Source organism: Streptomyces sp. NC-S4 (assembly GCF_054353315.1).
Genome location: NZ_CM135937.1, coordinates 2,639,748 through 2,662,942, shown reverse-complemented (window position 1 = coordinate 2,662,942; position 23,195 = coordinate 2,639,748). Strand labels below are relative to the sequence as shown.

General features: G+C 71.5%; 21 protein-coding genes and 1 riboswitch. Of the genes, 17 read left to right on the top strand and 4 right to left on the bottom strand.

The window, feature by feature from the left end; genetic code table 11:
• Positions 1-47: 47 nt before the first annotated feature.
• Positions 48-449, bottom strand: a complete 402-nt coding sequence (locus tag ACXNSR_RS11600) for a hypothetical protein (RefSeq protein WP_458641986.1) — start codon at positions 447-449, stop codon at positions 48-50.
• 199 nt (positions 450-648) lie between these two features.
• On the opposite strand from ACXNSR_RS11600, the gene ctaE reads away from it, so the two are divergent.
• The 6 genes from ctaE (at position 649) to ACXNSR_RS11570 (ending at position 7,882) form a co-directional block, all read left to right on the top strand.
• Entirely contained in the window at positions 649-1,269 is a 621-nt protein-coding gene (gene ctaE / locus ACXNSR_RS11595; RefSeq protein WP_384395869.1) for an aa3-type cytochrome oxidase subunit III, read from the top strand.
• 76 nt (positions 1,270-1,345) lie between these two features.
• A complete protein-coding gene (gene qcrC / locus ACXNSR_RS11590) occupies positions 1,346-2,155 on the top strand; it encodes a cytochrome bc1 complex diheme cytochrome c subunit (protein WP_458641985.1) in 810 nt (269 codons plus the stop codon).
• On the top strand, positions 2,152-3,207 hold the full coding sequence (qcrA, locus tag ACXNSR_RS11585; RefSeq protein WP_458641984.1) for a cytochrome bc1 complex Rieske iron-sulfur subunit: 1,056 nt from the start codon (positions 2,152-2,154) through the stop codon (positions 3,205-3,207). The genes qcrC and qcrA overlap by 4 nt, the downstream gene beginning before the upstream one ends.
• On the top strand, positions 3,204-4,829 hold the full coding sequence (gene qcrB, locus ACXNSR_RS11580) for a cytochrome bc1 complex cytochrome b subunit (RefSeq protein WP_458641983.1): 1,626 nt from the start codon (positions 3,204-3,206) through the stop codon (positions 4,827-4,829). Before qcrA ends, qcrB begins: the two co-directional genes overlap by 4 nt.
• A gap of 164 nt (positions 4,830-4,993) precedes the next feature.
• Positions 4,994-6,058, top strand: a complete 1,065-nt coding sequence (gene trpD / locus ACXNSR_RS11575; protein WP_458641982.1) for an anthranilate phosphoribosyltransferase — start codon at positions 4,994-4,996, stop codon at positions 6,056-6,058.
• 96 nt (positions 6,059-6,154) lie between these two features.
• A riboswitch (SAM riboswitch) is annotated at positions 6,155-6,271 on the top strand.
• Positions 6,272-6,493: 222 nt separating this feature from the next.
• Positions 6,494-7,882 carry an aminotransferase class V-fold PLP-dependent enzyme gene (locus tag ACXNSR_RS11570; protein ID WP_458641981.1) on the top strand — a complete coding sequence of 463 codons (1,389 nt, stop codon included), beginning with the start codon at positions 6,494-6,496 and terminating at the stop codon, positions 7,880-7,882.
• Between the two features lie 529 nt (positions 7,883-8,411).
• Here the strand turns inward: ACXNSR_RS11570 and ACXNSR_RS11565 are convergent.
• On the bottom strand, positions 8,412-8,693 hold the full coding sequence (locus ACXNSR_RS11565; protein WP_030013053.1) for an Lrp/AsnC family transcriptional regulator: 282 nt from the start codon (positions 8,691-8,693) through the stop codon (positions 8,412-8,414).
• Complete coding sequence (locus ACXNSR_RS11560; protein ID WP_458641980.1) at positions 8,690-9,412, bottom strand: rhomboid family intramembrane serine protease; 723 nt, start codon at positions 9,410-9,412, stop codon at positions 8,690-8,692. The genes ACXNSR_RS11565 and ACXNSR_RS11560 overlap by 4 nt, the downstream gene beginning before the upstream one ends.
• A 136-nt stretch (positions 9,413-9,548) precedes the next feature.
• On the opposite strand from ACXNSR_RS11560, the gene ACXNSR_RS11555 reads away from it, so the two are divergent.
• From ACXNSR_RS11555 to ACXNSR_RS11525, 7 genes are all read left to right on the top strand, one after another.
• Entirely contained in the window at positions 9,549-9,788 is a 240-nt protein-coding gene (locus ACXNSR_RS11555; RefSeq protein WP_008738811.1) for a hypothetical protein, read from the top strand.
• A gap of 40 nt (positions 9,789-9,828) precedes the next feature.
• Positions 9,829-11,193 carry an NYN domain-containing protein gene (locus tag ACXNSR_RS11550; protein ID WP_458643274.1) on the top strand — a complete coding sequence of 455 codons (1,365 nt, stop codon included), beginning with the start codon at positions 9,829-9,831 and terminating at the stop codon, positions 11,191-11,193.
• Between the two features lie 253 nt (positions 11,194-11,446).
• Positions 11,447-12,475, top strand: a complete 1,029-nt coding sequence (locus ACXNSR_RS11545) for a C40 family peptidase (protein ID WP_458641979.1) — start codon at positions 11,447-11,449, stop codon at positions 12,473-12,475.
• Positions 12,476-12,720: 245 nt separating this feature from the next.
• Positions 12,721-13,779, top strand: coding sequence for a C40 family peptidase (locus tag ACXNSR_RS11540; RefSeq protein ID WP_458641978.1), 1,059 nt, complete (start codon positions 12,721-12,723; stop codon positions 13,777-13,779).
• 25 nt (positions 13,780-13,804) lie between these two features.
• Complete coding sequence (locus tag ACXNSR_RS11535) at positions 13,805-14,920, top strand: hypothetical protein (RefSeq protein ID WP_458641977.1); 1,116 nt, start codon at positions 13,805-13,807, stop codon at positions 14,918-14,920.
• Between the two features lie 23 nt (positions 14,921-14,943).
• On the top strand, positions 14,944-16,086 hold the full coding sequence (locus ACXNSR_RS11530) for a glycosyltransferase family 4 protein (protein WP_202201898.1): 1,143 nt from the start codon (positions 14,944-14,946) through the stop codon (positions 16,084-16,086).
• A gap of 155 nt (positions 16,087-16,241) precedes the next feature.
• Positions 16,242-17,858 carry a GMC oxidoreductase gene (locus tag ACXNSR_RS11525; RefSeq protein ID WP_458641976.1) on the top strand — a complete coding sequence of 539 codons (1,617 nt, stop codon included), beginning with the start codon at positions 16,242-16,244 and terminating at the stop codon, positions 17,856-17,858.
• Positions 17,859-17,879: 21 nt separating this feature from the next.
• On the opposite strand, the gene ACXNSR_RS11520 is transcribed toward ACXNSR_RS11525, so the two are convergent.
• Positions 17,880-19,676 carry an AMP-dependent synthetase/ligase gene (locus tag ACXNSR_RS11520; RefSeq protein ID WP_458641975.1) on the bottom strand — a complete coding sequence of 599 codons (1,797 nt, stop codon included), beginning with the start codon at positions 19,674-19,676 and terminating at the stop codon, positions 17,880-17,882.
• Between the two features lie 255 nt (positions 19,677-19,931).
• On the opposite strand from ACXNSR_RS11520, the gene ACXNSR_RS11515 reads away from it, so the two are divergent.
• The 4 genes from ACXNSR_RS11515 to ACXNSR_RS11500 all read left to right on the top strand — a co-directional run bounded on the left by ACXNSR_RS11515 (position 19,932) and on the right by ACXNSR_RS11500 (position 23,146).
• Entirely contained in the window at positions 19,932-20,771 is an 840-nt protein-coding gene (locus ACXNSR_RS11515; RefSeq protein ID WP_458643273.1) for a metallophosphoesterase family protein, read from the top strand.
• A 166-nt stretch (positions 20,772-20,937) separates the two neighbouring features.
• Positions 20,938-21,378, top strand: coding sequence for an SRPBCC family protein (locus tag ACXNSR_RS11510; protein WP_327735075.1), 441 nt, complete (start codon positions 20,938-20,940; stop codon positions 21,376-21,378).
• 67 nt (positions 21,379-21,445) lie between these two features.
• On the top strand, positions 21,446-22,603 hold the full coding sequence (locus ACXNSR_RS11505; protein ID WP_458641974.1) for an ArsA family ATPase: 1,158 nt from the start codon (positions 21,446-21,448) through the stop codon (positions 22,601-22,603).
• Positions 22,604-22,681: 78 nt separating this feature from the next.
• On the top strand, positions 22,682-23,146 hold the full coding sequence (locus ACXNSR_RS11500) for a DUF5304 domain-containing protein (RefSeq protein WP_458641973.1): 465 nt from the start codon (positions 22,682-22,684) through the stop codon (positions 23,144-23,146).
• The last annotated feature ends 49 nt before the right edge of the window (positions 23,147-23,195 follow it).

Here is a 23,195-nt window from a genome sequence, read left to right as displayed (position 1 = left end):
CCCGTACGGCTCCCTCAGAGGCCCACAGGGGCCCCTGAGGGGGTGTATCAGGCGTCCAGGGACAGACGGGTCCTCAGGAGGCCCGCCAGGGTGTCCGCGAACTCCACCGGGTCCACCGGAAGGGTCACGGCGGCGTCCGCGCGGCTCCACGTGGCCAGCCAGGCGTCCTGGGGGCGCCCCATCAGCAGCAGCACCGGCGGACACCGGAAGATCTCGTCCTTGATCTGCCGGCACACCCCCATGCCCCCGGCCGGAACCGCCTCGCCGTCCAGCACGCACACGTCGACACCGCCCGCGTCCAGCTCCGTCAGGACCGCCGGCAGCGTCGCGCACTCCAGGAACTCCACCGGCGGCAGGTCCGCGGCGGGCCTGCGTCCTGCCGCCAGCCGCACCTGCTCCCGGGTGCCCGCGTCATCGCTGTAGACCAGAACCCGCGCAGTCGCCCGCATTTCGTTCCTCCACGTGGCCGTGAATCACGTTGATGTTGCGCGGGATGCTACTCCTCCCGCTGCGCCGTCAACATCGCTTCGAACATGTCGCAGGTGACCGCGCGCAGGGCTCATCTGATGGGCCGTTCGGGCCTTGCACACGCCCCTGACACTCCGAACGGCACCCCCCGGGGTGAGGGCGGGATAAGCGACCGACATAATGTCGGTCGTGGCGACAGCAACGACAGTAGATACCGGGCACGCGCACCCGACGGTCAACCGGCCGAACCTCGTCAGCGTCGGAACCATCATCTGGTTGAGTTCCGAGCTGATGTTCTTCGCGGCCCTCTTCGCGATGTACTTCACCCTGCGATCCGTGATGGGTCCCGAGTTCTGGACAGAACAGGCCGACGCCCTGAATCTGCCCTTCTCGGCGACGAACACGACGATCCTGGTGCTTTCCTCGCTCACCTGCCAGCTCGGCGTATTCGCCGCCGAGCGCGGTGACGTGAAGAAGCTCCGGACGTGGTTCATCATCACGTTCGTCATGGGTGCGATCTTCATTGGCGGCCAGGTGTTCGAGTACACCGAGCTGGTCAAGCATGAGGGCCTGTCCCTCTCGTCTGACCCCTACGGCTCGGTGTTCTACCTGACCACCGGCTTCCACGGTCTGCACGTGACGGGCGGTCTCATCGCCTTCCTGCTGGTCCTCGGCCGGACGTACGCGGCCAAGAGGTTCACCCACGAACAGGCCACGTCGGCCATCGTCGTGTCCTACTACTGGCACTTCGTCGACGTCGTCTGGATCGGCCTCTTCGCGACGATCTACCTGATCAAGTAGCGAACACGTCACCGGGCAAGACCCGGCACTCCATCCAGACACACCGACGCAGAAGATCCTGACACCGGGGTAATCCGTGAAAAAGCTCTCCGCACGACGACGCCATCCGCTGGCGGCGGTCGTCGTTCTACTCCTCGCGCTGGCGGCCACTGGGGGGCTGTACGCCGCCTTCGCCCCCGCGGGCAAGGCGCAGGCCGATGAAACCGCCCAGTCCCTCGCCATCGAGGAGGGCAAGAAGCTCTACGCCGTGGGTTGCGCAAGCTGCCACGGAACCGGCGGTCAGGGTTCCTCTGACGGCCCGAGCCTGGTCGGCGTCGGCTCCGCGGCCGTCGACTTCCAGGTGAGCACGGGCCGCATGCCCGCCCAGCAGCCCGGCGCCCAGGTGCCGAAGAAGCCCGTCATTTACGACCAGGCGCAGATCGACCAGCTGGCCGCGTACATCGCGTCCCTCGGTGCCGGTCCGATCACGCCGACCGCGAAGCAGTACGACCCGGCGGGCGCCGACATCGCCAACGGTGGTGAGCTCTTCCGCAACAACTGCGCGCAGTGCCACAACTTCACCGGCGAAGGCGGCGCGCTGACGAACGGCAAGTACGCCCCCAACCTTGAGGACGTCTCGCCGAAGCACATCTACGAGGCCATGCAGACCGGCCCGCAGAACATGCCCTCCTTCCCCGACAGCACCATGCCGGAGAAGCAGAAGAAGGACATCATCGCGTACCTGGAGAACGTCAACGGCGAGAAGTCGACCAGCCCCGGCGGCCTGAAGCTCGGTGGCCTCGGCCCCGTCTCCGAGGGTCTGTTCGGCTGGATCTTCGCCCTGGGTGCGTTGATCGCTGTCGCCGTCTGGGTCGCGGCCCACACCGCTAAGGCCAAGAAGTCATGAGTAGCCAAGAGATTCCCGAAGACAAGCACCTGCCGAGCGAGCAGGGCGACGCCCACCACGGCGTAGCGGTCGCGGACGACCCGTTCGCCGACCCGGGCCTGCCGGTCCACAAGCCGCGCATCCAGGACATCGACGAGCGGGCGGCGAAGCGCTCCGAGCGCACCGTCGCGATGCTCTTCACGCTGTCGATGCTGGCGACGGTCGCCTTCATCGCGTCCTACGTGATCTTCCCGGTCGACAAGATCGTCTACATCTTCCCCATCGGGAAGGTCAGCGCGCTCAACTTCTCGCTGGGCATCACCCTGGGCGTGGCCCTCTTCTGCATCGGCGCGGGCGCGGTCCACTGGGCCCGCACCCTGATGTCCGACGTCGAGGTCGCCGCCGAGCGCCACGAGATCGCCGCTCCGCCGGAGGTCAAGGCGCAGGTCCTGCAGGACTTCGCCGACGGCGCGAACGAGTCCGGCATCGCCCGGCGTCCCCTGATCCGCAACACGATGCTGGGCGCGCTGGCCATGCTGCCGCTGTCCGCCGTCATGATCATGCGCGACCTGGGCCCGCTGCCCGAGGACAAGCTGCGCAAGACCCTGTGGGCCAAGGGCAAGCTGCTCATCAACCAGAACACGATGGAGCCGCTGCGTCCCGAGGACGTCCTCGTCGGTTCGCTCACCTTCGCCATGCCGGAAGGCCTGGAGGAGGAGCAGCACGACTTCCAGGTCCAGATCGCCAAGGCCGCCCTGATGATCGTCCGCATTCAGCCGGAGGACATCAAGGACAAGAAGGAACTGGAGTGGTCCCACGACGGGATCGTGGCCTACTCCAAGATCTGCACCCACGTCGGCTGCCCGATCAGCCTGTACGAGCAGCAGACGCACCACGTGCTCTGCCCGTGCCACCAGTCCACCTTCGACCTCTCCGACGGCGCCCGTGTCATCTTCGGCCCGGCCGGTCACGCGCTTCCGCAGCTGCGGATCGGCGTGAATGACGAAGGCTTCCTCGAAGCGCTCGGCGACTTCGAAGAGCCCGTCGGTCCTGCATTCTGGGAGCGCGGATGAGCACCAGCGTCAACAACGAGCGCAAAGCGCCGGCCGGCGAGCGCGTAGCTGACTGGGCGGACGGCCGCCTGGGCATCTACAGCCTCGCCAAGGCCAACATGCGCAAGATCTTCCCGGACCACTGGTCCTTCATGCTGGGTGAGATCTGCCTCTACAGCTTCATCATCATCATCCTCACGGGTGTGTACCTGACGCTGTTCTTCCACCCGAGCATGAACGAGGTCGTGTACCACGGCTCGTACGTGCCGATGCAGGGCGTCATGATGTCCGAGGCCTTCGCCTCGACGCTCGACATCAGCTTCGACGTCCGTGGTGGCCTGCTGATCCGTCAGATCCACCACTGGGCGGCGCTGATCTTCGTCGCGGCCATGGTCGTGCACATGATGCGCGTCTTCTTCACCGGCGCGTTCCGCAAGCCGCGTGAGGTCAACTGGATCTTCGGCTTCCTGCTGCTGGTCCTCGGCATGTTCACCGGCTTCACCGGTTACTCGCTGCCGGACGACCTGCTCTCGGGTACCGGTGTCCGCTTCATGCAGGGCGCCATCCTGTCCGTCCCGGTCGTCGGCACGTACCTGTCGATGTTCCTGTTCGGCGGGGAGTTCCCGGGCGGCGACTTCGTCGCACGGTTCTACTCGGTGCACATCCTGCTGCTGCCCGGCATCATGATGGGCCTGCTCGTGGCCCACCTGATCCTGGTCTTCTACCACAAGCACACCCAGTTCGCGGGTCCCGGCAAGACGAACAACAACGTCGTCGGCATGCCGCTGCTGCCGGTCTACATGGCCAAGGCCGGAGGCTTCTTCTTCCTGGTCTTCGGTGTCATCGCGGCCGTCGCGGCGATCGCCTCGATCAACCCGATCTGGGCGCTCGGCCCGTACCGCCCGGACAACGTGTCCACCGGCGCGCAGCCCGACTGGTACATGGGTATGCCGGAAGGCCTGATCCGAGCCATGCCCGGCTGGGAGATCAACATGTGGGGCCACACGCTCGTCCTGGGCGTGTTCATCCCGCTGCTGCTCTTCCCGCTGGTGCTCGGTGCGATCGCCGTCTGGCCGTTCATCGAGTCCTGGGTCACCGGGGACAAGCGCGAGCACCACATCCTGGACCGCCCGCGCAACGTCCCGACCCGTACGGCCTTCGGTGTCGCCTGGATCGCGGAGTACATCGTGCTCCTCATCGGCGGCGGCAACGACATGTTCGCCCAGTACTTCCACCTGTCGATCAACTCGATCACCTGGTTCGTCCGGATCGGCTTCTTCGTCGTCCCGGTCCTCGCCTTCATCGTCACCAAGCGGATCTGCCTCGGCCTCCAGCGCCGGGACCACGACAAGGTGCTGCACGGTCGCGAGACCGGCATCATCAAGCGTCTGCCGCACGGTGAGTTCGTCGAGGTCCACGAGCCGCTCCCGCAGGGCAAGCTGCACACCCTCACCGCGCACGAGCAGTACAAGCCCGTCGAGATCGGCCCGACGGTCGACGAGAACGGTGTCGAGCGCAAGGTGAAGGCCACCGAGAAGCTGCGCGCGAAGCTCAGCAAGGGCTTCTACGCCGAGGGCAACCAGATCCCGAAGCCCACGGTGGAGGAGTACAAGGAGATCCAGTCCGGCCACGGCCACCACTGATCCCCGCATGAACGCATGAGGGACTGATTCCGGTCAGTCCTGGTGTCGCCACGGCGAGAGCCCCGTCCAGTGTCTGGACGGGGCTCTTTGCCGTAACCGGGGCTGGATAGGCTGAACCCTGACCGATCAGACGTGGAATCCTCCACCGACAGCAGGAGCGGACCATGAACGTTGCGACCCCGGCAGGCGGCGACAGCGTGGCGGCCCGTGGCTGGCCGGGCGTTCTCGACGCCCTGCTGACCGGCCAGGACCTGCGCGCGGAGGACACCGCCTGGGCCATGGACCGGATCATGCGGGGGGAGGCCACCGACGCCCAGATCGCCGGCTTCACGGTCGCGCTGCGGGCCAAGGGGGAAACGGTCGAGGAGATCAACGGCCTCGTACGGGCGATGTACGCGCACGCCAACCTCATCGAGGTGCCGGGCCGCACGGTGGACATCGTCGGCACCGGCGGCGACGGGGCCAAAACGGTGAACATCTCCACGATGTCGGCCGTCGTGGTGGCCGGGACCGGCGCCAAGGTCGTCAAGCACGGCAACCGGGCCGCGTCCTCCGCGAGCGGCTCCTCGGACGTCCTGGAGAAGCTCGGGGTGAACCTCCACCTGAGCCGGGAACGGGTCGTGGAGGTCGCCGAGCAGGCCGGCATCACCTTCTGCTTCGCCGTGAAGTTCCACCCGGCACTGCGCCATGTGGCCGCGGCCCGCAAGGAACTGGGCATCCGGACCTTCTTCAACGCGCTGGGCCCCCTGACCAACCCGGCCCGGGTACGCGCCCAGGCGACCGGCGTGGCCGATCCCCGGATGGCCCCGATCATCGCGGGCGTGCTCGCCGAGCGCGGCTCGTCCGCGCTGGTCTTCCGCGGTGACGACGGCCTGGACGAACTGACCACGACGTCGACCTCGCGCGTCTGGTGGGTCCGCGACGGCAAGGTCTCCGAGCAGGCCTTCGACCCCCGTGACGTGGGCATCTCCCTGGTCGACGTCTCCGCCCTGGCCGGCGGGGACCCCTCGTACAACGCGGACGTGGCCCGCCGCCTGCTGGCCGGCGAGACCGGCCCGGTCCGCGACGCCGTCCTGCTGAACTCGGCGGCGGCCCTGGTCGCCCTCGACCCGGGCCCGGGCACCCTGGAAGAGCAGATCACGGCCGGTATCGCCCGGGCGGCGCAGTCCATCGACTCGGGTGCGGCCCGAGCCGCCCTGGAGCGCTGGGTGACGGCCAGCAACGCCTAGACGGTCTGGGCCGAAACGGCGCGAGGACGACGACCCCGGTCCACCATGCGGACCGGGGTCTTGCGTACGCGCGATCATGTGGCAGGATGCTGACCAGGTCACGAGTGACAGCGTTTAGGCCCCGGCTTGCTGTCCGGCAACCCTCCTTCCGTGGCGGGGTGCCCCGGGTGATGACCAGGTCGTAGGCAGCAAGGCCTACGGCAAGCGCGGATCCCTCGACACCAGGGGTCCTGGTCTTCTCGAGGAGCTTTTTCCGTGAGCAAGCGAATGCGATAGGGCGACTCCGCCCCCACTTCAACCCTCGGACCAGGGTCGCTTCCGTGTACCCCCGCCCAGCGCGTCCGAGGACTCTCCCGTACCCCGGACGGCCGCAGAGCCGTACCCGCGTACGGGCACACCGAAGCCATTCAGCCCTGCCTGCCGGGAGATACCGCCATGTCCGCATCCCTGAACGCCGCCGTCGCCACCGCCGCCGCAGCCACCGCCGACCCCGCCTGTGCCGAGCCGCTCGCGGTCCTCGGCCGGGACGTCACCGTCCCGCTCGTCACCGGCGGCGAGGTCACCTACGCGGCCCTCGACTACGCGGCCAGCGCCCCCGCCCTGCAGCGCGTCTGGGACGACGTGGCCGCGTACGCCCCGTACTACGGCAGCGTGCACCGCGGCGCGGGATACCTCTCGCAGCTCTCCACCGACCTCTTCGAGCAGAGCCGGGTCACCGTCGCCGAGTTCCTCGACTGCCGCCCCACCGACCAGGTCGTCTTCACCCGGTCCACCACCGACTCGCTGAACCTGCTCGCCGCCGTACTCCCCGCCGACTGCCAGGTGTTCGTCTTCGAGACCGAGCACCACGCCTCGCTGCTGCCGTGGACGAACGCCCACGTCACCTACCTCAACGCCCCGCGCACCCCGGCCGAGGCCGTCGCCACCCTGGAGCGGGCCCTCGCCGACCGCGACCCCTACGGACCGGCCCTGGTCTGCGTCACCGGCGCCTCCAACGTCACCGGCGAGCTGTGGCCGGTCAGGGAACTCGCCGCCGCCGCGCACGCCCACGGCGCGCGCATCGTGCTGGACGCCGCCCAACTGGCCCCGCACCACCCCGTCTCCGTGCAGGAGCTGGACGTCGACTGGGTCGCCTTCTCCGGGCACAAGCTCTACGCGCCCTTCGGCTCGGGCGTGCTCGCCGGCCGCGCCGACTGGCTCCAGCAGGCCGACCCCTACCTCGCGGGCGGCGGCGCCTCCCGGAAGGTGGCCCGGCGCGAGGACGGCGGCGTGGACGTCGAGTGGCACACCACCGCCGCCCGCCACGAGGCCGGCTCCCCGAACGTCATCGGTGTCTACTCCATCGCCTCGGCCTGCAAGGCCCTGACCGAGGCCGGCTTCGAGAACCTCGTCGCCCGCGAGCAGCAGCTCATCGCGAAGGTCCGGGAAGGCCTGGCGGAGGTCCCGGCGGTCCGGATCCTCTCCCTCTTCGGGGACGACGCCCCGCGGGTCGGCGTCATCTCCTTCGTGGTGGACGGCTGGAACAGCTCCCACTTCGCCGCCGCGCTGTCCGCCGAGTACGGGATCGGCGTACGCGACGGCCTGTTCTGCGCCCACCCGCTGGTGCGCACCCTGCTGGGCAGCGAGCCGCAGGCCCAGGGCGAATGCGGAGCCCCGGAGGCCGCCCCGGGCGAGCGCTCCCTCAACGCCATCCGCGTCAGCTTCGGCGCCGGGACCCCCGACGAGCACGTGGAGCGCTTCCTCGGCGCCGTGCGGGAACTGGTGACCTCCGGAGCCAAGTGGCAGTACCGCACGGAGGAAGGCCGCTGCGTCCCTGCCGTCTGACGGGGCGCGCCGCCGCTTCCCCTGCGGGGTGCTCGGCGGTTGGTGGTGCGGGCTGTCCCCGCGGGGGCTGCGCCTCAATCGCCGGCGGGGCTTGGAGGGGTGGGGCGGGGCCCCGCACGAGGGTCTCCTCGGCTCGGCGCGCGCGGCCCTGTCTCGGCCAGACGGCCATGGTCGCGCCTCGTCCTGCGGGGACCCTCCTGCGTGTCCCCGCCCCACGGCAGAGCTTCGACAGCGACGGCCCGCCCTCTTCCCGGAGAGCCTGCGCCGCCGGGCGGGGGGAACCCGGCCGTCTTCCCGGTGGGCATGCGGCTGAGGGGTGGGGGGACGGGGCGGGGTGTCCCCGCAGGACGAGCGCGCACCACCGAGCACAGCCGAGACATGCCGTACCGCGCGAGCCGAGGAGACACCCCGCCCCGGCCCCCCGCCCCGACCCCGGCCGACAGGCCCGCACCATCCAGCCCCGCCGGCGATTGAGGCGCGGGGTCCGGGGCAGCGCCCCGGCAGACGGCCCGAGCCGCCCAAGCCGGCGCTAGGCGTCCAGGCCGATCGCGAACGCCGCTTCCAGGTCGTGCTGGGAGTACGTGCGGAAGGCCACGTGGGTGTCCGTCGCCTCGACGCCCGGGATCTTGCTGATGCGGCCCGGGATGATGTCCGCCAGGTTCTCGTGGCGGGCCACGCGGACCAGCGCGATCAGGTCGTACGTCCCCGTGACGGAGTAGACCTCGCTGACGTTCTCGAGGGCGGCGATGGACTCGGCGATCTCGGGGATCCGGTCCACGCTGGTCTTGATGAGCACGATCGCGGTGATCACGGCTGGCTGTCTCCCTCGGTGGCCGTCGCTGGTCGCCTCACTCTAGTCGTACCCCGATAGCGGGCCCACGCGTAGAGGAAGCCGACCGAGAAGCCCACCAGATGGGCCAGATAGGCGACTCCCGGCCCGCTGTCGGCCCGCTGCGCCGCCACCCACTGGAGGGCGAACCAGAACAGCAGCACCATCCACGCCGGGAACCGCAGCGGCAGGAAGAAGAGGAACGGGAAGAGGCTCGTCACCCTCGCCCGCGGGAGCAGGAAGAGGAAGGCGCCCAGGACGGCCGAGATCGCGCCGGAGGCCCCGACCAGCGTCTGCGGAGAGCCCGCGTTGGCCGCCGCGTACGCCGCCATCGCCAGATACCCCGTACAGAGGTAGAAGGCGAGGAACGCCGGGCGGCCCATCCGTTCCTCCGCCATCGCGCCGAAAACATACAGAAAGAGCATGTTTCCGAGCAGATGCAGCCAGCTGCCGTGGACGAACAGCGCCGTCAGCGGGGTCAGCCAGGCGCGGGGCCCGCCCGTGAACAGCTCGTCCGGGACCACGCCCCAGCGCCGGAAGTAGGCCGTTCCGGCGGAGAGCAGCTCTTCCCCCGTGCCGTAGGCCTGGTTGAACCCCGAGGCCGGGCCGAGCAGGAACACCACCGCGCAGCCCGCGATCAGCGCATGGGTGACCACCGGTCCCCGGGCGGCCTCGCGAACGGCCCGCCACCTTACGATCATGTGACAGAGCATGACGCAAGCGGACCCACCTGAAGCGGTGGCAGGCCGTAGGGTTACGAGCTGCGGTCCGCAGGACGACGCATACGGCGGCGCGGGCGGCTTTAATTGAATCAGCTACGAAGGAGAGAGCGGCCCGATGACGGTTCCCCTGCCGACCGACACCACCCGGTGGCGCTGCACCCTGTGCGGCAATCTCACGCGCTTCGACGTGACCCGTTCGTCGAAGGTCGTGGAGTACGTCCACCTGGACCTCGCCGGGGAGCCCAAGGTCGAGGAGCGCGAGGTGGTCAATGAGACCATCGAGTCGGTCCGCTGCCGCTGGTGCAACGCGGTGGACCAGATCGAGCTCGTGGACAGGCCGGGCGCGGACTCCTGACGGAGGCGCACCCACAGGAAGATCACGGTAGGGGTGACGGATTGTGGAGCCAGCAAGCGGCGCTGAGCCGGCCGACGCGGCCGGCGACGCCGCCGAGGCGCTCGACCACCCGCTGCCGGAAGGCGTGCGGCGCCGGGTCGTCGCGCTCGTCTCGGATGCCTTCGGCGCGCTGACGGTCGCGGACCTCCCGGCGCAGCTGCGCCAGTACGCCCGGTTCACCCCGACCCGGCGCGCCAAGTTCGCGGGCAACGCCATGGCCGCGGCGGTCGAGACCGACCCCGTGTTCCGCAGCCGGGTCGCCGAGAAGCTGCGCGAGGCGCAGGCCGACCTGGCCACCGCGCTGGAGGCCGGCGCGCCCCCGGCCGCGGCGGATCCGCTGGACGTGGCGGCCGCCGCCTTCGTCCTGCGCCCGGCCGGCTGGGTCAAGCTGGTGGCCGCCGCGGGCGAGGAGGCGCAGCGCGCCGACGCCGAGCGGGTCGGCGAGGAGACCCGGCGCGAGCTGGAGCGGCTGCGCGAGGAGCTGGCCCACGCGCGGGAGCTGCAGCGTGCGGGCGGGGAGCAGGTCCGGGGCGAACTGGACGCCGCCCGCAAGGAAGCGGAATCGCTTCAGCGCAAGCTGCGCAGTGCCCTCAGCGACGTCAAGCGGGGTGACGCGGCCCTGCGCAAGGTGAATGCGGAGATCGACGGGATCCGCGGCGACGCGGCCGCCAGGGTGGCGGCCGCCGAGAGCGAGACCCGGCGGCTCAAGGCCCGTCTCGCGGAGGTGGAGGCGGCGTTGGAGACCTCGCGCCGGGCCACCCGCGAAGGGCGCAGCATCGAGGACATGCGGCTGCGGCTGCTGCTGGACACCGTGCTGGACGCGGCCCAGGGGCTGCGCCGGGAGCTGGCCCTGCCGCCGGTGAACACCCGCCCTGCCGACACGGTCGACGCGGTGGAGCCGGGCCGGATGACGCCGAAGGACATCGCGGCGCGGGCCCTCTCGGAGACCGATCCGGCGTTGCTGGACCAGTTGTTGGCGCTGCCCCAGGCCCATCTGGTCGTCGACGGCTACAACGTGACCAAGACGGGCTATCCGACGATGCCGCTGGAGAAGCAGCGGCTGCGGCTGCTGGGCGGGCTGTCGATGCTGGCCGCGCAGACCGGCGCGGAGATGACCTGTGTCTTCGACGGGGCGGAACTGGCGGCCCCGGTGCTGCTCGCGCCGCCGCGCGGGGTGCGGGTGCTGTTCTCCAAGGCCGGGGTGACGGCGGACGAGCTGATCCGCCAGCTGGTGCGCGCGGAGCCGCCCGGCCGGCCGGTGGTCGTGGTCTCCACGGACCGGGAGGTCGCCGACGGGGTGGCCAAGGCGGGCGCGCGCCCGGTGACGTCCGCATTGTTGCTGAAGCGGCTTTCGCGCGTTTCGTAACTCCTTGCCGCAATGCCCGAATTGGTGGGACTCGCGGGGGACGCACCGTCAAGTGACCTGCACAGAGCGTGCGCTGTAGGTAAAGAACCTGGTCGGGCGGCGAGTTTTTTCCCGGCAGGATTTGAACTGATCACAGATGGGTCACTAGGGTCTGCTCAAACCTTCGTGCGGTAGATCACTCATTCGGGGTGGCAGCGAAGGTGCTGCCGAGTTGCGTTCTTCGGCGGCTCCCAGGAAGAAGGAGCTCGCCTTCGTGGCGTCCCACCGTCGACCCAAGCAGCCGAACCGCGCTCGTGTGACCGTGCTCACCTCGGTCGCGGCCGCGGCCGTCGCCCTCACCGCGCAGAGCGCCTCCGCCGCGCCGGCGAAGCCGAGCAAGGACGAGGTCAAGAGCCAGGTCGACGCGCTCTACGAAGAGGCGGAGCAGGCCACCGAGAAGTTCAACGGGGCCAAGGAGCGCCAGGACAAGCTGGAGAAGGAGATAGGCCAGCTGCAGGACCAGGTCGCGCGCGGCCAGGGCGAACTCAACGAGCTCCGCAGCGCGCTCGGTTCGATGGCCAGCGCCCAGTACCGCAGCGGCGGCATCGACCCCTCCCTCGCGCTCCTCCTCTCCGAGGACCCCGACAGCTACCTCGACAAGGCCTCCTCCCTGGAGCACCTGAGCGCCAAGCAGGTCGAGGGGGTCCAGCGGATCCAGGACAAGCAGCGCACCCTCGCGCAGCAGCGCCAGGAGGCCGCCGGCAAGCTCGCCGACCTCGACGCCACCCGCAAGGAGCTCGGCGAGAAGAAGAAGGTCTCCACCGAGAAGCTCGCCGCGGCCCAGGCCCTCCTCAACACCCTGACCACGCAGGAGCGCGCGGCGCTCAAGGACGAGGAGTCGCGCGCCAGTCGCGCCGACGGCCAGCGCGTCGACCTCGGCAACGTCAAGGCCTCCGGCCGCGCCGGCGCCGCCCTCGAAGCCGCCAAGACGAAGCTCGGCTTCACCTACCAGTCCGGCGGCACCGGCCCCACGGTCTACGACTGCTCCGGGCTGACGCAGTGGGCCTACAAGCAGGCCGGCGTCAACATCAGCCGCACCACCTTCACCCAGGTGAACGACGGCACCCGCATCGGCCGCAGCCAGCTGCAGCCCGGCGACCTGGTCTTCTTCTACGGCGACCTGCACCACGTCGGCCTCTACGCCGGCAACAACATGACGCTGCACGCCTCGAACCCGCGCAGCGGCATCAAGTACGAGTCCATGGACAACATGCCGTTCCAGTTCGGCGTCCGCGTCGGCTGATCCGCTCCGCCCCGCGGTCCGGGACGCGCCGCACGCCGCCCATCCGGGCGAATTCCACGGCCTCCCTCTGACCACACGCCCCGCCGGTGACCTGCGTCTCCTGCGGGGCGTCGGCATGTGCGCCCACCGGCGGTCGTTGGTCGGTGCGTGGTCGCGCCGCTACTGTCTGCCAGCGCGGAACCCGGCACACGGCCGTCCACGGAGGGCGGACCCGGGCCCCGCACAGCGGAAGGGAGCGGTTTCACGTGGCGTCCCATCGCCGGGCCGGGCTCGGCAGCCTCGACCGGAGCACGAAGGTCACCGTCCTCACCGCCGCCGCCGCGGCCACCGCCGCGGTCGCCATGACGGGCGTACCCGCGAACGCGGCACCCGGCTTCCCGTACGAACCCGGCGGCGGGACGAGAACCGGCATCAGCGCCCAGGTCGACCGTCTCTTCGAGGAGGCCGAGCAGGCCACCGAACGCTTCAACGAGGCGGGCGAGAAGGCCGACCGGCTCCGCGTCGAGGTCAACCGGGCCCAGGACGCCGTGGCCCGCGGCCAGGAACGCATCAACACCCTGCGGGGCATCCTCGGCACCTTCGCCGGAGCCCAGTACCGCAGCGGCGGCATCGACCCCGCCGTCGGGCTGATGCTGTCCGAGGACCCAGACGCGTACCTGGAGCGGGCCGCCGCCCTCGACCGGCTGACCGGCCGCCAGGCCCGCCAGCTCGACGAACTCCGCGAGGAGCAGCGCGAACTCGGCCAGGAGCGCCGGGAGGCAGCCCGCAAACTCGCCGAACTCGACGCCCTGCGCTCCGACGTGGCCCGGCACAAGAGCTCCGTCACCGCGAAGCTCGCCGCCGCCCGGCGGCTGCTCAACGCCATGCCCTCGGGGGAGCGGGCCGACTACGAACGCTCCTCGCGCTCCGCGGGCCGCCCCGAGGGACTGCCCGAGCTGTCCTCCTTCGGCCCCTCCTCCGGACGCGCCGCGACCGCCGTGATGGCCGCCCGGGCCGCGGTCGGCCGGCCGTACGTATGGGGCTCCACCGGCCCCAGCAGCTTCGACTGCTCCGGGCTGATGGTCTGGTCGTACCGGCAGGCCGGGGTCTCACTGCCGCGCACCTCGCAGGCCCAGCGGCACGCCGGCCGGCAGGTGCCGCTGTCGCAGGCCCGCCCCGGCGACCTGGTGACGTACCGCTCGGACGCCAGCCACGTCGGCATGTACGTCGGCAACGGCCAGGTGGTGCACGCCCCGTACCCCGGGGCCCGGGTCCGCTACGACCCCGTCGGGATGATGCCCGTCTCCTCGGTGACCCGGCCCTGACCGCACCCGTGCGTACGATCGTCGGATGCTCCCCGTCCGCCGGTCCCTGGTACGCGTGCTGCCGCTCCTGCTGAGCGCGCTGCTCGCGGGGTGCGGCGCGCCCGCTCCGCGGGACGGCGCCGAGCGGGACATCCGGGAGGCCGTCGCCGACTGGTCGCGGACGCCGCCCGAGCGGCTCGCCGGGATTCCGCTGGAGGGCTGGGCGTACGAGGTCTCCGCGGTCCGGCGGGACGGCGCCGGGGCCACCGTCCGGGCGGAGCTGCGCTACCGGCTGACCGGCTACGACGCGGCCGCGGCCGGGTCGGCGCGCGAGGTGCGCCTGATCCGGGACGGCGGGCGCTGGCACGTCACCGGGGACCGGGCCGCACCGGGCGCGCTGCCGCAGCTGTGGGACCAGGGCCCGGTGGCGGTGGTCCGCGGGGCGCACTCGCTGGTGCTGGGCGTCGGGCAGGACGCGGGGACGCTGTCCGCGATCGCGGCGGAGGCCGACCGGGCGGCGCCCGCTGCGGGCGCCGCCTGGCCGGAGCCCTGGGCGGGCCGGGCCGTGGTGCTGGTCCCCGGATCCCTGGAGCGGATGGCGGAGCTGCTGGGCCGCCCGGCCGCCGAGTACCGGGGCATGGGGGCCGTCACGACGGGCCGGGTGGGCGCGGCCCCCGCGCCGGCCGACCGGGTCGTGGTGAACCCGCAGGGGTGGGCGGAGCTCAGCCCGGCTGGCCGCGGGGTCGTCCTGACCCACGAGGTCACCCATGTGGCCACCCGGGCGGCGACCACCGCCACCACCCCGCTGTGGCTCTCCGAGGGCTTCGCCGACTGGGCGGCCTACCGCGGTACCCCGGCCACCCCGGAGCGGGCCGCCCCGGCGCTGGCCCGGGCCGTACGGCGGGGCGAGGTGCCCGGCGGGATGCCCCGGACGGAGGACTTCGCCTTCGGCGGCGATCCGGAGGCGCTGGCCCGGGCGTACGAGGGCGCCTGGCTGGCCTGCCGGCTGATCGCGGACCGATGGGGCGAGGCGGCGCTCGTGGACCTGTACGGGCGGGCGGGGCGCGAGCCCTGGCCGGTGGCGGTGCGGGGCGCCCTCGGAACGGACCCGGACGCACTGACGAAGGACTGGCGGGAGGCCCTGCGGGCGGAGTTCCGCTGAGGGCGTCCGGTACGTTGTCAGCGATGCACAAGACGCTGATCGTGACCAACGACTTCCCGCCGCGCCCGGGCGGTATCCAGGCCTTCCTGCACAACATGGCGCTACGGCTGGATCCCGACCGGATCGTCGTCTACGCCTCCACCTGGAAGCACAGCGCGGAAGGGCGCGAGGCCACCGCGGCCTTCGACGCGGAGCAGCCGTTCCAGGTGGTCCGGGACCGGACGACGATGCTGCTGCCGACCCCGCGCGTGACGCGGCGGGCGGTGGGCCTGCTGCGCGAACACGGCTGCGAGTCCGTGTGGTTCGGGGCGGCGGCCCCGCTCGGGCTGATGGGCCCCGCGCTGCGGCGGGCGGGGGCGCGGCGGATCGTGGCGACCACCCACGGGCACGAGGCGGGCTGGGCCCAGCTGCCGGCCGCGCGGCAGTTGCTGCGCAGGATCGGCGAGGGCACCGACACGCTGACCTACCTGGGGGAGTACACGCGCTCGCGGATCGCCTCGGCGGTGACGGACCGGGCGGCGGCCCGGATGGTGCAACTCCCGCCGGGGGTCGACGAGAAGACCTTCCACCCGGGATCGGGCGGGGCGGAGGTCCGGGCCCGGCTCGGTCTGACGGACCGGCCGGTGGTCGTCTGCGTCTCCCGGCTGGTGCCGCGCAAGGGGCAGGACACGCTGATCGAGGCGATGCCGCGGATCCTGGCGGCGGTGCCGGACGCGGTCCTGCTGATCGTGGGCGGCGGGCCCTACGAGGCGGACCTGCGGGAGCTCGCGGTCTCCACCGGGGTCTCGGACTCCGTCGTCTTCACCGGAGCCGTCCCGTGGTCGGAACTCGCGGCCCACTACGGAGCGGGTGACGTCTTCGCCATGCCGTGCCGGACCCGCCGGGGCGGGCTGGACGTGGAGGGCCTCGGCATCGTCTACCTGGAGGCCTCGGCCACGGGCCTGCCGGTGATCGCGGGCGACTCGGGAGGGGCGCCGGACGCGGTGCTGGACGGCGAGACGGGCTGGGTCGTGCGGGGCGGGTCCCCCGAGGACGCGGCGGACCGGATCGTCACCCTGCTGAAGGATCCGGAGTTGCGCCGCCGGATGGGCGAGCGGGGCCGCGAGTGGGTCGAGGAGAAGTGGCGCTGGGACCTCCTGGCGGAACGCCTGCGCGAGCTGCTGTAGCGGATCGGGTGCGGCGCCGCTGCCGGGGGCTCTGCCCGCGGACCCCGAGAAGCGGAGGTGCACCTGACCGGCCGCGCAGCCACGCCTGACTGTTCCTCAGATGTCTGTCAATACCGCGTCTGGGCGGACGGCCGGATTCCGCCCATGATGCGGCCATGACATCCAACCTGACGCGCCGTCAATTACTGGGGCTCGGCGCCCTCTCGACCGCCGCCGCGCTCGGCTTCACCCGGATCGGGGCGGCCTCCGCCGCGGCCGTGGAGCCCGCCGCCGCCCGGTACGCCCCCGCCATCGTCGTCGGCTCCGGCTACGGCTCCGCCGTCGCCGCCCTGCGGCTCGGGCAGGCGGGCGTGCGTACCGTCGTGCTGGAGATGGGCCGGCTCTGGGACACCCCCGGGGCCGACGGCAAGGTCTTCCCCTCCACCTCCGCGCCCGACCAGCGCTCCATGTGGTTCCGCAACCGCACCGAGGCCCCGCTCGCCCAGTTCCTCTGGCTCGACGTGGTCAACCGCGACATCAGCCCCTACCCCGGCGTCCTGGACCGCGTGAACTACGGCGACATGTCCGTGTACGTCGGCCGGGGCGTCGGCGGCGGATCGCTCGTCAACGGCGGCATGGCCCCGACACCCCGGCGCTCGTACTTCTCCGAGGTGCTGCCCCAGGTCGACGCCGACGAGATGTACGGCACGTACTACCCCCGCGCCCGCGCGATGCTCGGGGTCAACGACATCGACCCGGCCTGGTTCGAGTCCACCGAGTGGTACCGCTTCGCCCGGATCTCCCGCAAGCACGCCCAGAACACCGGCCTGAAGACCGTCTTCGTCCCCAACGTCTACGACTTCGAGCACATGAAGCGCGAGGCGGCCGGCACCGCCCCCCGCTCGGCCCTGGCCGGCGAGGTCATCTACGGCAACAACCACGGCAAGAAGAGCGTCGACAAGACCTATCTCGCCGCCGCCATCGGCACCGGCAACGTCACCATCGAGACCATGCAGCGAGTCGTCGGCGTACGGCCCGACCCGGCCGGGGGATACGTCCTGACGGTCCGGACCAGCGATGTCACCGGACGGGTCACCCAGGTCCGCGAACTCGGCTGCGCACAGCTCTTCCTCGGGGCCGGGAGCCTGGGGACCACCGAGATCCTGCTGCGGGCCCGCGAGAAGGGCACCCTGCCCGGGCTCAGCGAGAAGGTCGGGCTCGGCTGGGGGCCCAACGGCAACATCATGACCGCCCGGGCCAACCACCTGTGGGACACGGTCGGCTGCAATCAGGCCACCATGCCCGCGATGGGCATCGACGACTGGGACAACGCCGCGAACCCGGTCTTCGCCGAGATCGCGCCGCTCCCCATGGGCATCGAGCACTGGATCTCGATGTACCTGGCCATCACCAAGAACCGGGAGCGGGGGCACTTCACCTACGACGCCGCCACCGACTCGGCCCGGCTCAACTGGCGGCGGGACCAGAACACGCCCTCGGTCAACGCGGCGAAGAACCTCTTCGACCGCATCAACTGGCGGAACTTCACGATGTACCGCTACGACCTCTTCGGCGACAACAAGGCCTTCGCCGACAACTTCACCTATCACCCGCTCGGCGGCTGCGTCCTCGGGGACGCCACCGACGGGTACGGGCGGGCCAAGGGGTACCAGGGGCTGTACGTGGTCGACGGCTCCCTGATCCCAGGATCGCTCGGCGTGAACCCGTTCGTGACCATCACCGCCCTCGCGGAGCGGAACATGGCCCGGATCCTCGCCGAGGACCCCCGCTAGCGCCCCGCGGGCGCCGACGGCCTAGCCGCGGTACAGCGCCTCGATCTCGTCCGCGAAGTCCTTGGCCACCACGTTGCGCTTCAGCTTCAGCGACGGCGTGATGTGACCCGACTCCTCCGTGAACTGGGAGGGCAGAATGCGGAATTTCCGCACCGATTCCGCCTTGGAAACCGCCGCGTTGCCGTCGTCGATCGCCTTCTGGACGGCGGCGACGAGGTCCGCGTCCTCGCGCAGCTCCGCCGCCGTGACCCCGGCCGGCTTGCCGTTCTCCGCGGCCCACCGGCCGAGGAACTCCTCGTCGATGGTGACCAGCGCGGCCACGAACGGCCTCGCGTCGCCGACCACCATGCATTCGGCGACCAGCGCGTGCGCCCGGATCCGGTCCTCGATCACCGCGGGGGCCACGTTCTTGCCGCCCGCCGTGACGATGATCTCCTTCTTGCGGCCCGTGATCGTGAGGTAGCCGTCCTCGTCGAGGGTGCCGACGTCGCCGGTGTGGAACCAGCCGTCGGTCAGCGCCTCGGCGGTCGCCGCCTCGTTGTTCCAGTACCCCGTGAAGATCTGCTCGCCGTGCAGCAGCACCTCGCCGTCGTCCGCGATGCGCACCACGGAGCCCGGCATGGGCTGGCCGACCGTACCGATCTTCTGCTTGTCCCACGGGTTGAAGGTGGTCGCCGCACAGGACTCGGTCAGGCCGTAGCCCTCCAGGACCGTGAAGCCGATGCCGCGGAAGAAGTGGCCGAGCCGCTCGCCCAGCGGCGCGCCGCCCGAGATCGCGTACTCGCCGCGCCCGCCGAGGACCGCGTGCAGCTTGCTGTAGACCAGCTTCGAGAAGATCTTGTGCTTGAGCTTCAGCCCGAACGACGGGCCGCCCGGGGCGTCCAGCGCGCGGCTGTAGGCGATCGCCGTGTCCGCCGCGGCGTCGAAGATCCTGCCCTTGCCGTCGGCCTGGGCCTTGGCGCGCGCCGAGTTGTAGACCTTCTCGAAGACGCGCGGGACACCGAGGATCAGCGTGGGCCGGAAGGACTGGAGCTCGTCCGTCAGGTTCTTGATGTCCGGTACGCAGCCCAGGCGGATCGGCGCCAGTACGGCCGCCACCTCCACCAGGCGCCCGAAGACGTGCGCGGCCGGCAGGAACAGCAGCACCGAGCACTCGCCGGTCTTGAACAGCGGGCTCAGGCGCTCCACCGCGTTGCCGCACTCCGCGAAGAAGTTGCGGTGGCTCAGCACGCAGCCCTTCGGGCGGCCGGTGGTCCCCGAGGTGTAGACGATGGTGGCCGGGTCGTCGGCGTTGGCGAGGCTGCTGCGCTCCTCGACCTCGGCGTCGGAGATCTCCGCGCCGGCGGTCTTCAGCGCCTCCAGCGCGCCCTGCTCGATCTCCCAGACCTCGCGCAGCTCCGGCAGCCGGTCGCGCAGCGAGGCCACGGCCGTGCTGTGCGCCGGGCTCTCCACGACGACGGCGACGGCCCCGGAGTCACCGAGGATCCACTGGATCTGCTCGGGGGAGCTGGTCTCGTACACGGGGACGGTGACGCCGCCCGCGCTCCAGATCGCGAAGTCGAACAGCACCCACTCGTAGCGGGTGCGGGAGATGAGGGCGACCCGGTCGCCGGGCCGGATGCCGGCCGCGATCATGCCCTTGGCCGCGGCCCGGACCTCGGCGAGGAACTCGGTCGCGGTCACGTCCTGCCACCGGCCGTCGACCTTGCGGCTCATGACGGCGGTGTCTGGATGCTGAGCGGCGTTGCGGCGGATGAGATCCGTCAGGTTCCCGTCCGACGGGACCTCGTACAGGGCCGGAAGGCTGAACTCGCGCAAGACTGCTGCTCCTCTGGGCGCCATCGCCACCATGTGGACCGAGGGGACGTTACCCACCGGTAGTGGGTTCCCGATAGGGGGAACCGGCCAGATGTTCCGTGCGTCACATTCTGCACTTACCCTGCTTCGCCCCAACGCGCCGACAGTAGTCGACCCCACCTGGGACTCGGAAGTAACCGCAGGTCCGGCCGCCTCTCCCACCCCCTCTACCCGCCGCCACCAGGCAGCTCTAGGGTTGGCCGCATGGCTGGCAGCATGCGGGGACAGCAGTTCGGCACGAGCGGATCAGGCCGAGGGTCGGGCCGGGGGTCGGGCAGCGGTGCGGGCCGCACCCGGGTCCACGTGGTGAGCGACGTGCACGGCAACACCGAGGCCCTCGCCCGGGCGGGGGAGGGCGCCGACGCCCTCGTCTGCCTCGGTGACCTGGTGCTCTTCCTCGACTACGCCGACCACTCGCGCGGGATCTTCCCCGACCTGTTCGGCATCGAGAACGCCGACCGGATCGTCGAGCTGCGCACTGCGCGCCGCTTCGACGAGGCCCGCGCCTTCGGCCGGGAGCTGTGGGCCGGCCTGGACCGGGACACCCTCATCGAGGGCGCCGTACGCCGCCAGTACGCCCAGATGTTCGCCGCCTTCCCCACCCCCACGTACGCCACCTACGGCAACGTCGACATCCCGGGCCTGTGGCCCGAGTACGCCGACCGGCACGGCCTCACCGTGCTCGACGGCCAGCGGGTGGAGATCGGCGGCCGCGTCTTCGGCTTCGTCGGCGGCGGACTGCCCTCCCCGATGCGCACCCCCTACGAGGTGGACCCCGAGGAGTACGCCGCCAAGGTGGAGGCCCTCGGCGAGGTGGACGTGCTCTGCTCGCACATCCCGCCGGAAGTGCCCGAGCTCTGCTACGACACGGTCGCCCGCCGTTTCGAACGCGGCAGCGAGGCCCTGCTCGCCGCGATCCGCCGCACCCGCCCCCGCTACGCCCTCTTCGGACACGTCCACCAGCCGCTCGCCCGCCGCATGCGCATCGGCGGCACCGAGTGCGTGAACGTGGGCCACTTCGCGGCCACCGGCCGGCCCTGGGTCCTCGAATGGTAGAGATCGAGCCGCTTCGCGGCCTGCTCGCGCAGGGTGCGGGAGGCGCTGGAGTGGCGACGTCCACACGCGCGGTAGCCTTCACGCGGCGGCCCCAGGCCGCACACATCCTCGAACTTGCCCAGCTGCCGCTGGGAGGTACCACCCCCAGCCCGGAGGAGCGCCCGCGATGGCGGAACACACCAGCTCAAGCATCACGATCGAGGCTGCGCCCACCGACGTGATGGCCGTGATCGCCGACTTCGCCCGTTACCCCGAGTGGACCGGCGAGGTGAAGGAGGCCGAGGTGCTGGCCACCGACGCCGAGGGGCGCGCCGAGAAGGTCCGCCTGCTGCTCGACGCGGGCGCGATCAAGGACGACCACACCCTCGCCTACAGCTGGAAGGGCACCGACGAGGTCAGCTGGACCCTGGACAAGTCCCAGATGCTGCGCCAGCTGGACGGCTCCTACCGGCTGACCGCCGTCGACGGAGGCAAGCGCACCGAGGTCACCTACCAGCTGACCGTCGACGTCAAGATCCCCATGCTCGGCATGATCAAGCGCAAGGCCGAGAAGGTCATCATCGACCGTGCGCTGGCGGGCCTGAAGAAGCGCGTCGAAACGGTCTGATCGCGCTTCCCGCTTCCCGCTTCCCGTCTCCCGCCGACCGCTTTCAGCACACCGGAGCACCCGCACCATGCACACCTTGCTGATCACCGGCCCCGGCGGGGCCGGGCGGACCACCGTGGCGGCGGCCACCGCCCTCGCCGCGGCCCGCCACGGGCAGCGGGTGCTGCTGCTCTCCGGCGACGTCGGCGACCCGCTCACCGGCCTCGTCGGCGACCCGGCCGCCCCCGGGCTGCGGGTGGCCCGGGTGGACTCCGGCGAGGAGTTCCGCGAGGAACTCGTCGCCCTCCAGCAGCGCGGATCCGCCCTGCTCGGCATGGTCGGGGCCCGGCCGCTGGGCGCCGAGGAGATCACCGAACTGCCCGGCGCCGAGGAGTTCGCCCTGCTCCGGGCCCTGCGGCGGGCCGCCGCCGCCCCCGGCACCGACCTCGTCGTCGTCGACATGCCGCCCCTGCACCGGACCGTGGCCACCCTCGCGCTCCCCGCCCAGCTGCGGCGCTACCTCGCCCGGCTGCTGCCCGCCGAGCGGCAGGCCGCCCGCGCCCTGCGCCCCGTACTGGCCCAGCTCGCCGGCGTGCCCATGCCCGCGCAGTGGCTCTACGAGACCGCCGCCCGCTGGGACGAGGAGCTGGCCGCCGTCCAGGCCGTCGTCGAGGCCGACACCACCGAGCTGCGGCTGGTCGCCGAGCCCGGCCCGGCCGCGGCCGACGCGCTGCGCTCGGGACGGCTCGGACTCGCCCTGCAGCAACTGCCCGTCTCCGCCCTCGTCGCCAACCGCACCGTGCCGACGGAATCCGCCGATCCCTGGCTCGCGGGACTCGCCGCCCAGCAGCAGAAGTACGCCGCCGAGTGGGCCGCCGAGCTCCCGGTCGTGGCCCTCGCCCACCTCGGCCGCGATCCGCGCGGCCCGCAGGACCTGGAGCTGCTCGCCGCCGCCGACGGGCTCGTACCCGCGGCGCCCGCACCCCGCCGGGCCTGGGCCGTCGAGGACCGGCTCGCCGAGGACGGGGTGCTCGTCTGGGTGGTACCGCTGCCCGGCGCGCGCAAGAGCGACCTCGACCTCGTCCGCCGCGGCGACGAGCTGCTGCTCACCGCGGGCCCCCACCGCAGGATCGTTCCGCTCCCTGCGGCGCTGCGCCGCTGCACCGTCTCCGGCGCCGCCCTCGCCGACGGGGAGCTCCGCATCCGCTTCACCCCCGACCCGGGACTGTGGCCGCGTACGCGATGAACCGCGTACCCCCGTTCGGGTACCGTCGAAGGTAGCCCGTACCGCACGTCAAGCAGCCGCCGCAGGAGAGAGTCCGCCATGAGCGAGGCCACCGACCGTCCCACCGACGACGACGCGTGGGCCAAGGCCTGCGCCGAGGACCTCGCCGCCGAGAAGGAGCGCCTGCGCGGACAGGAGCGGGCCGCGGCAGACGGCACCGGCACCGCCGCCGAGGAGCTGTTCAAGCTCTTCGAAGCCGTCGCCGACAAGGTGTCCGGGCTGAACAACCCGCTGTTCGGCGTGGCCGCGCAGGGCGCGGTGCGCCAGTTCGTCGACCAGGCCAGGACCGCCGCCAAGCCCGTCATCGAGCGCAACCCGGAGGTCTTCGACCACCTCGCGGCCGCCGGATCCGAACTGCTCGCCGCCTACCGCTCGGCCGTAGAGGGCCACGAGCGCCGCTGGACGCGGGGCGAACCCCCGGCTCCCCGGCAGGCGTCCCACGACCGCGACCACCGCGACGACGGCCCCGACGAAGGCCCTTCCGAGCGGATCGATCTCGACTGATCCCCCGGAAGCCTCGGGTACCGTTGGCGGTGGCGGGGTTTGACCGGAA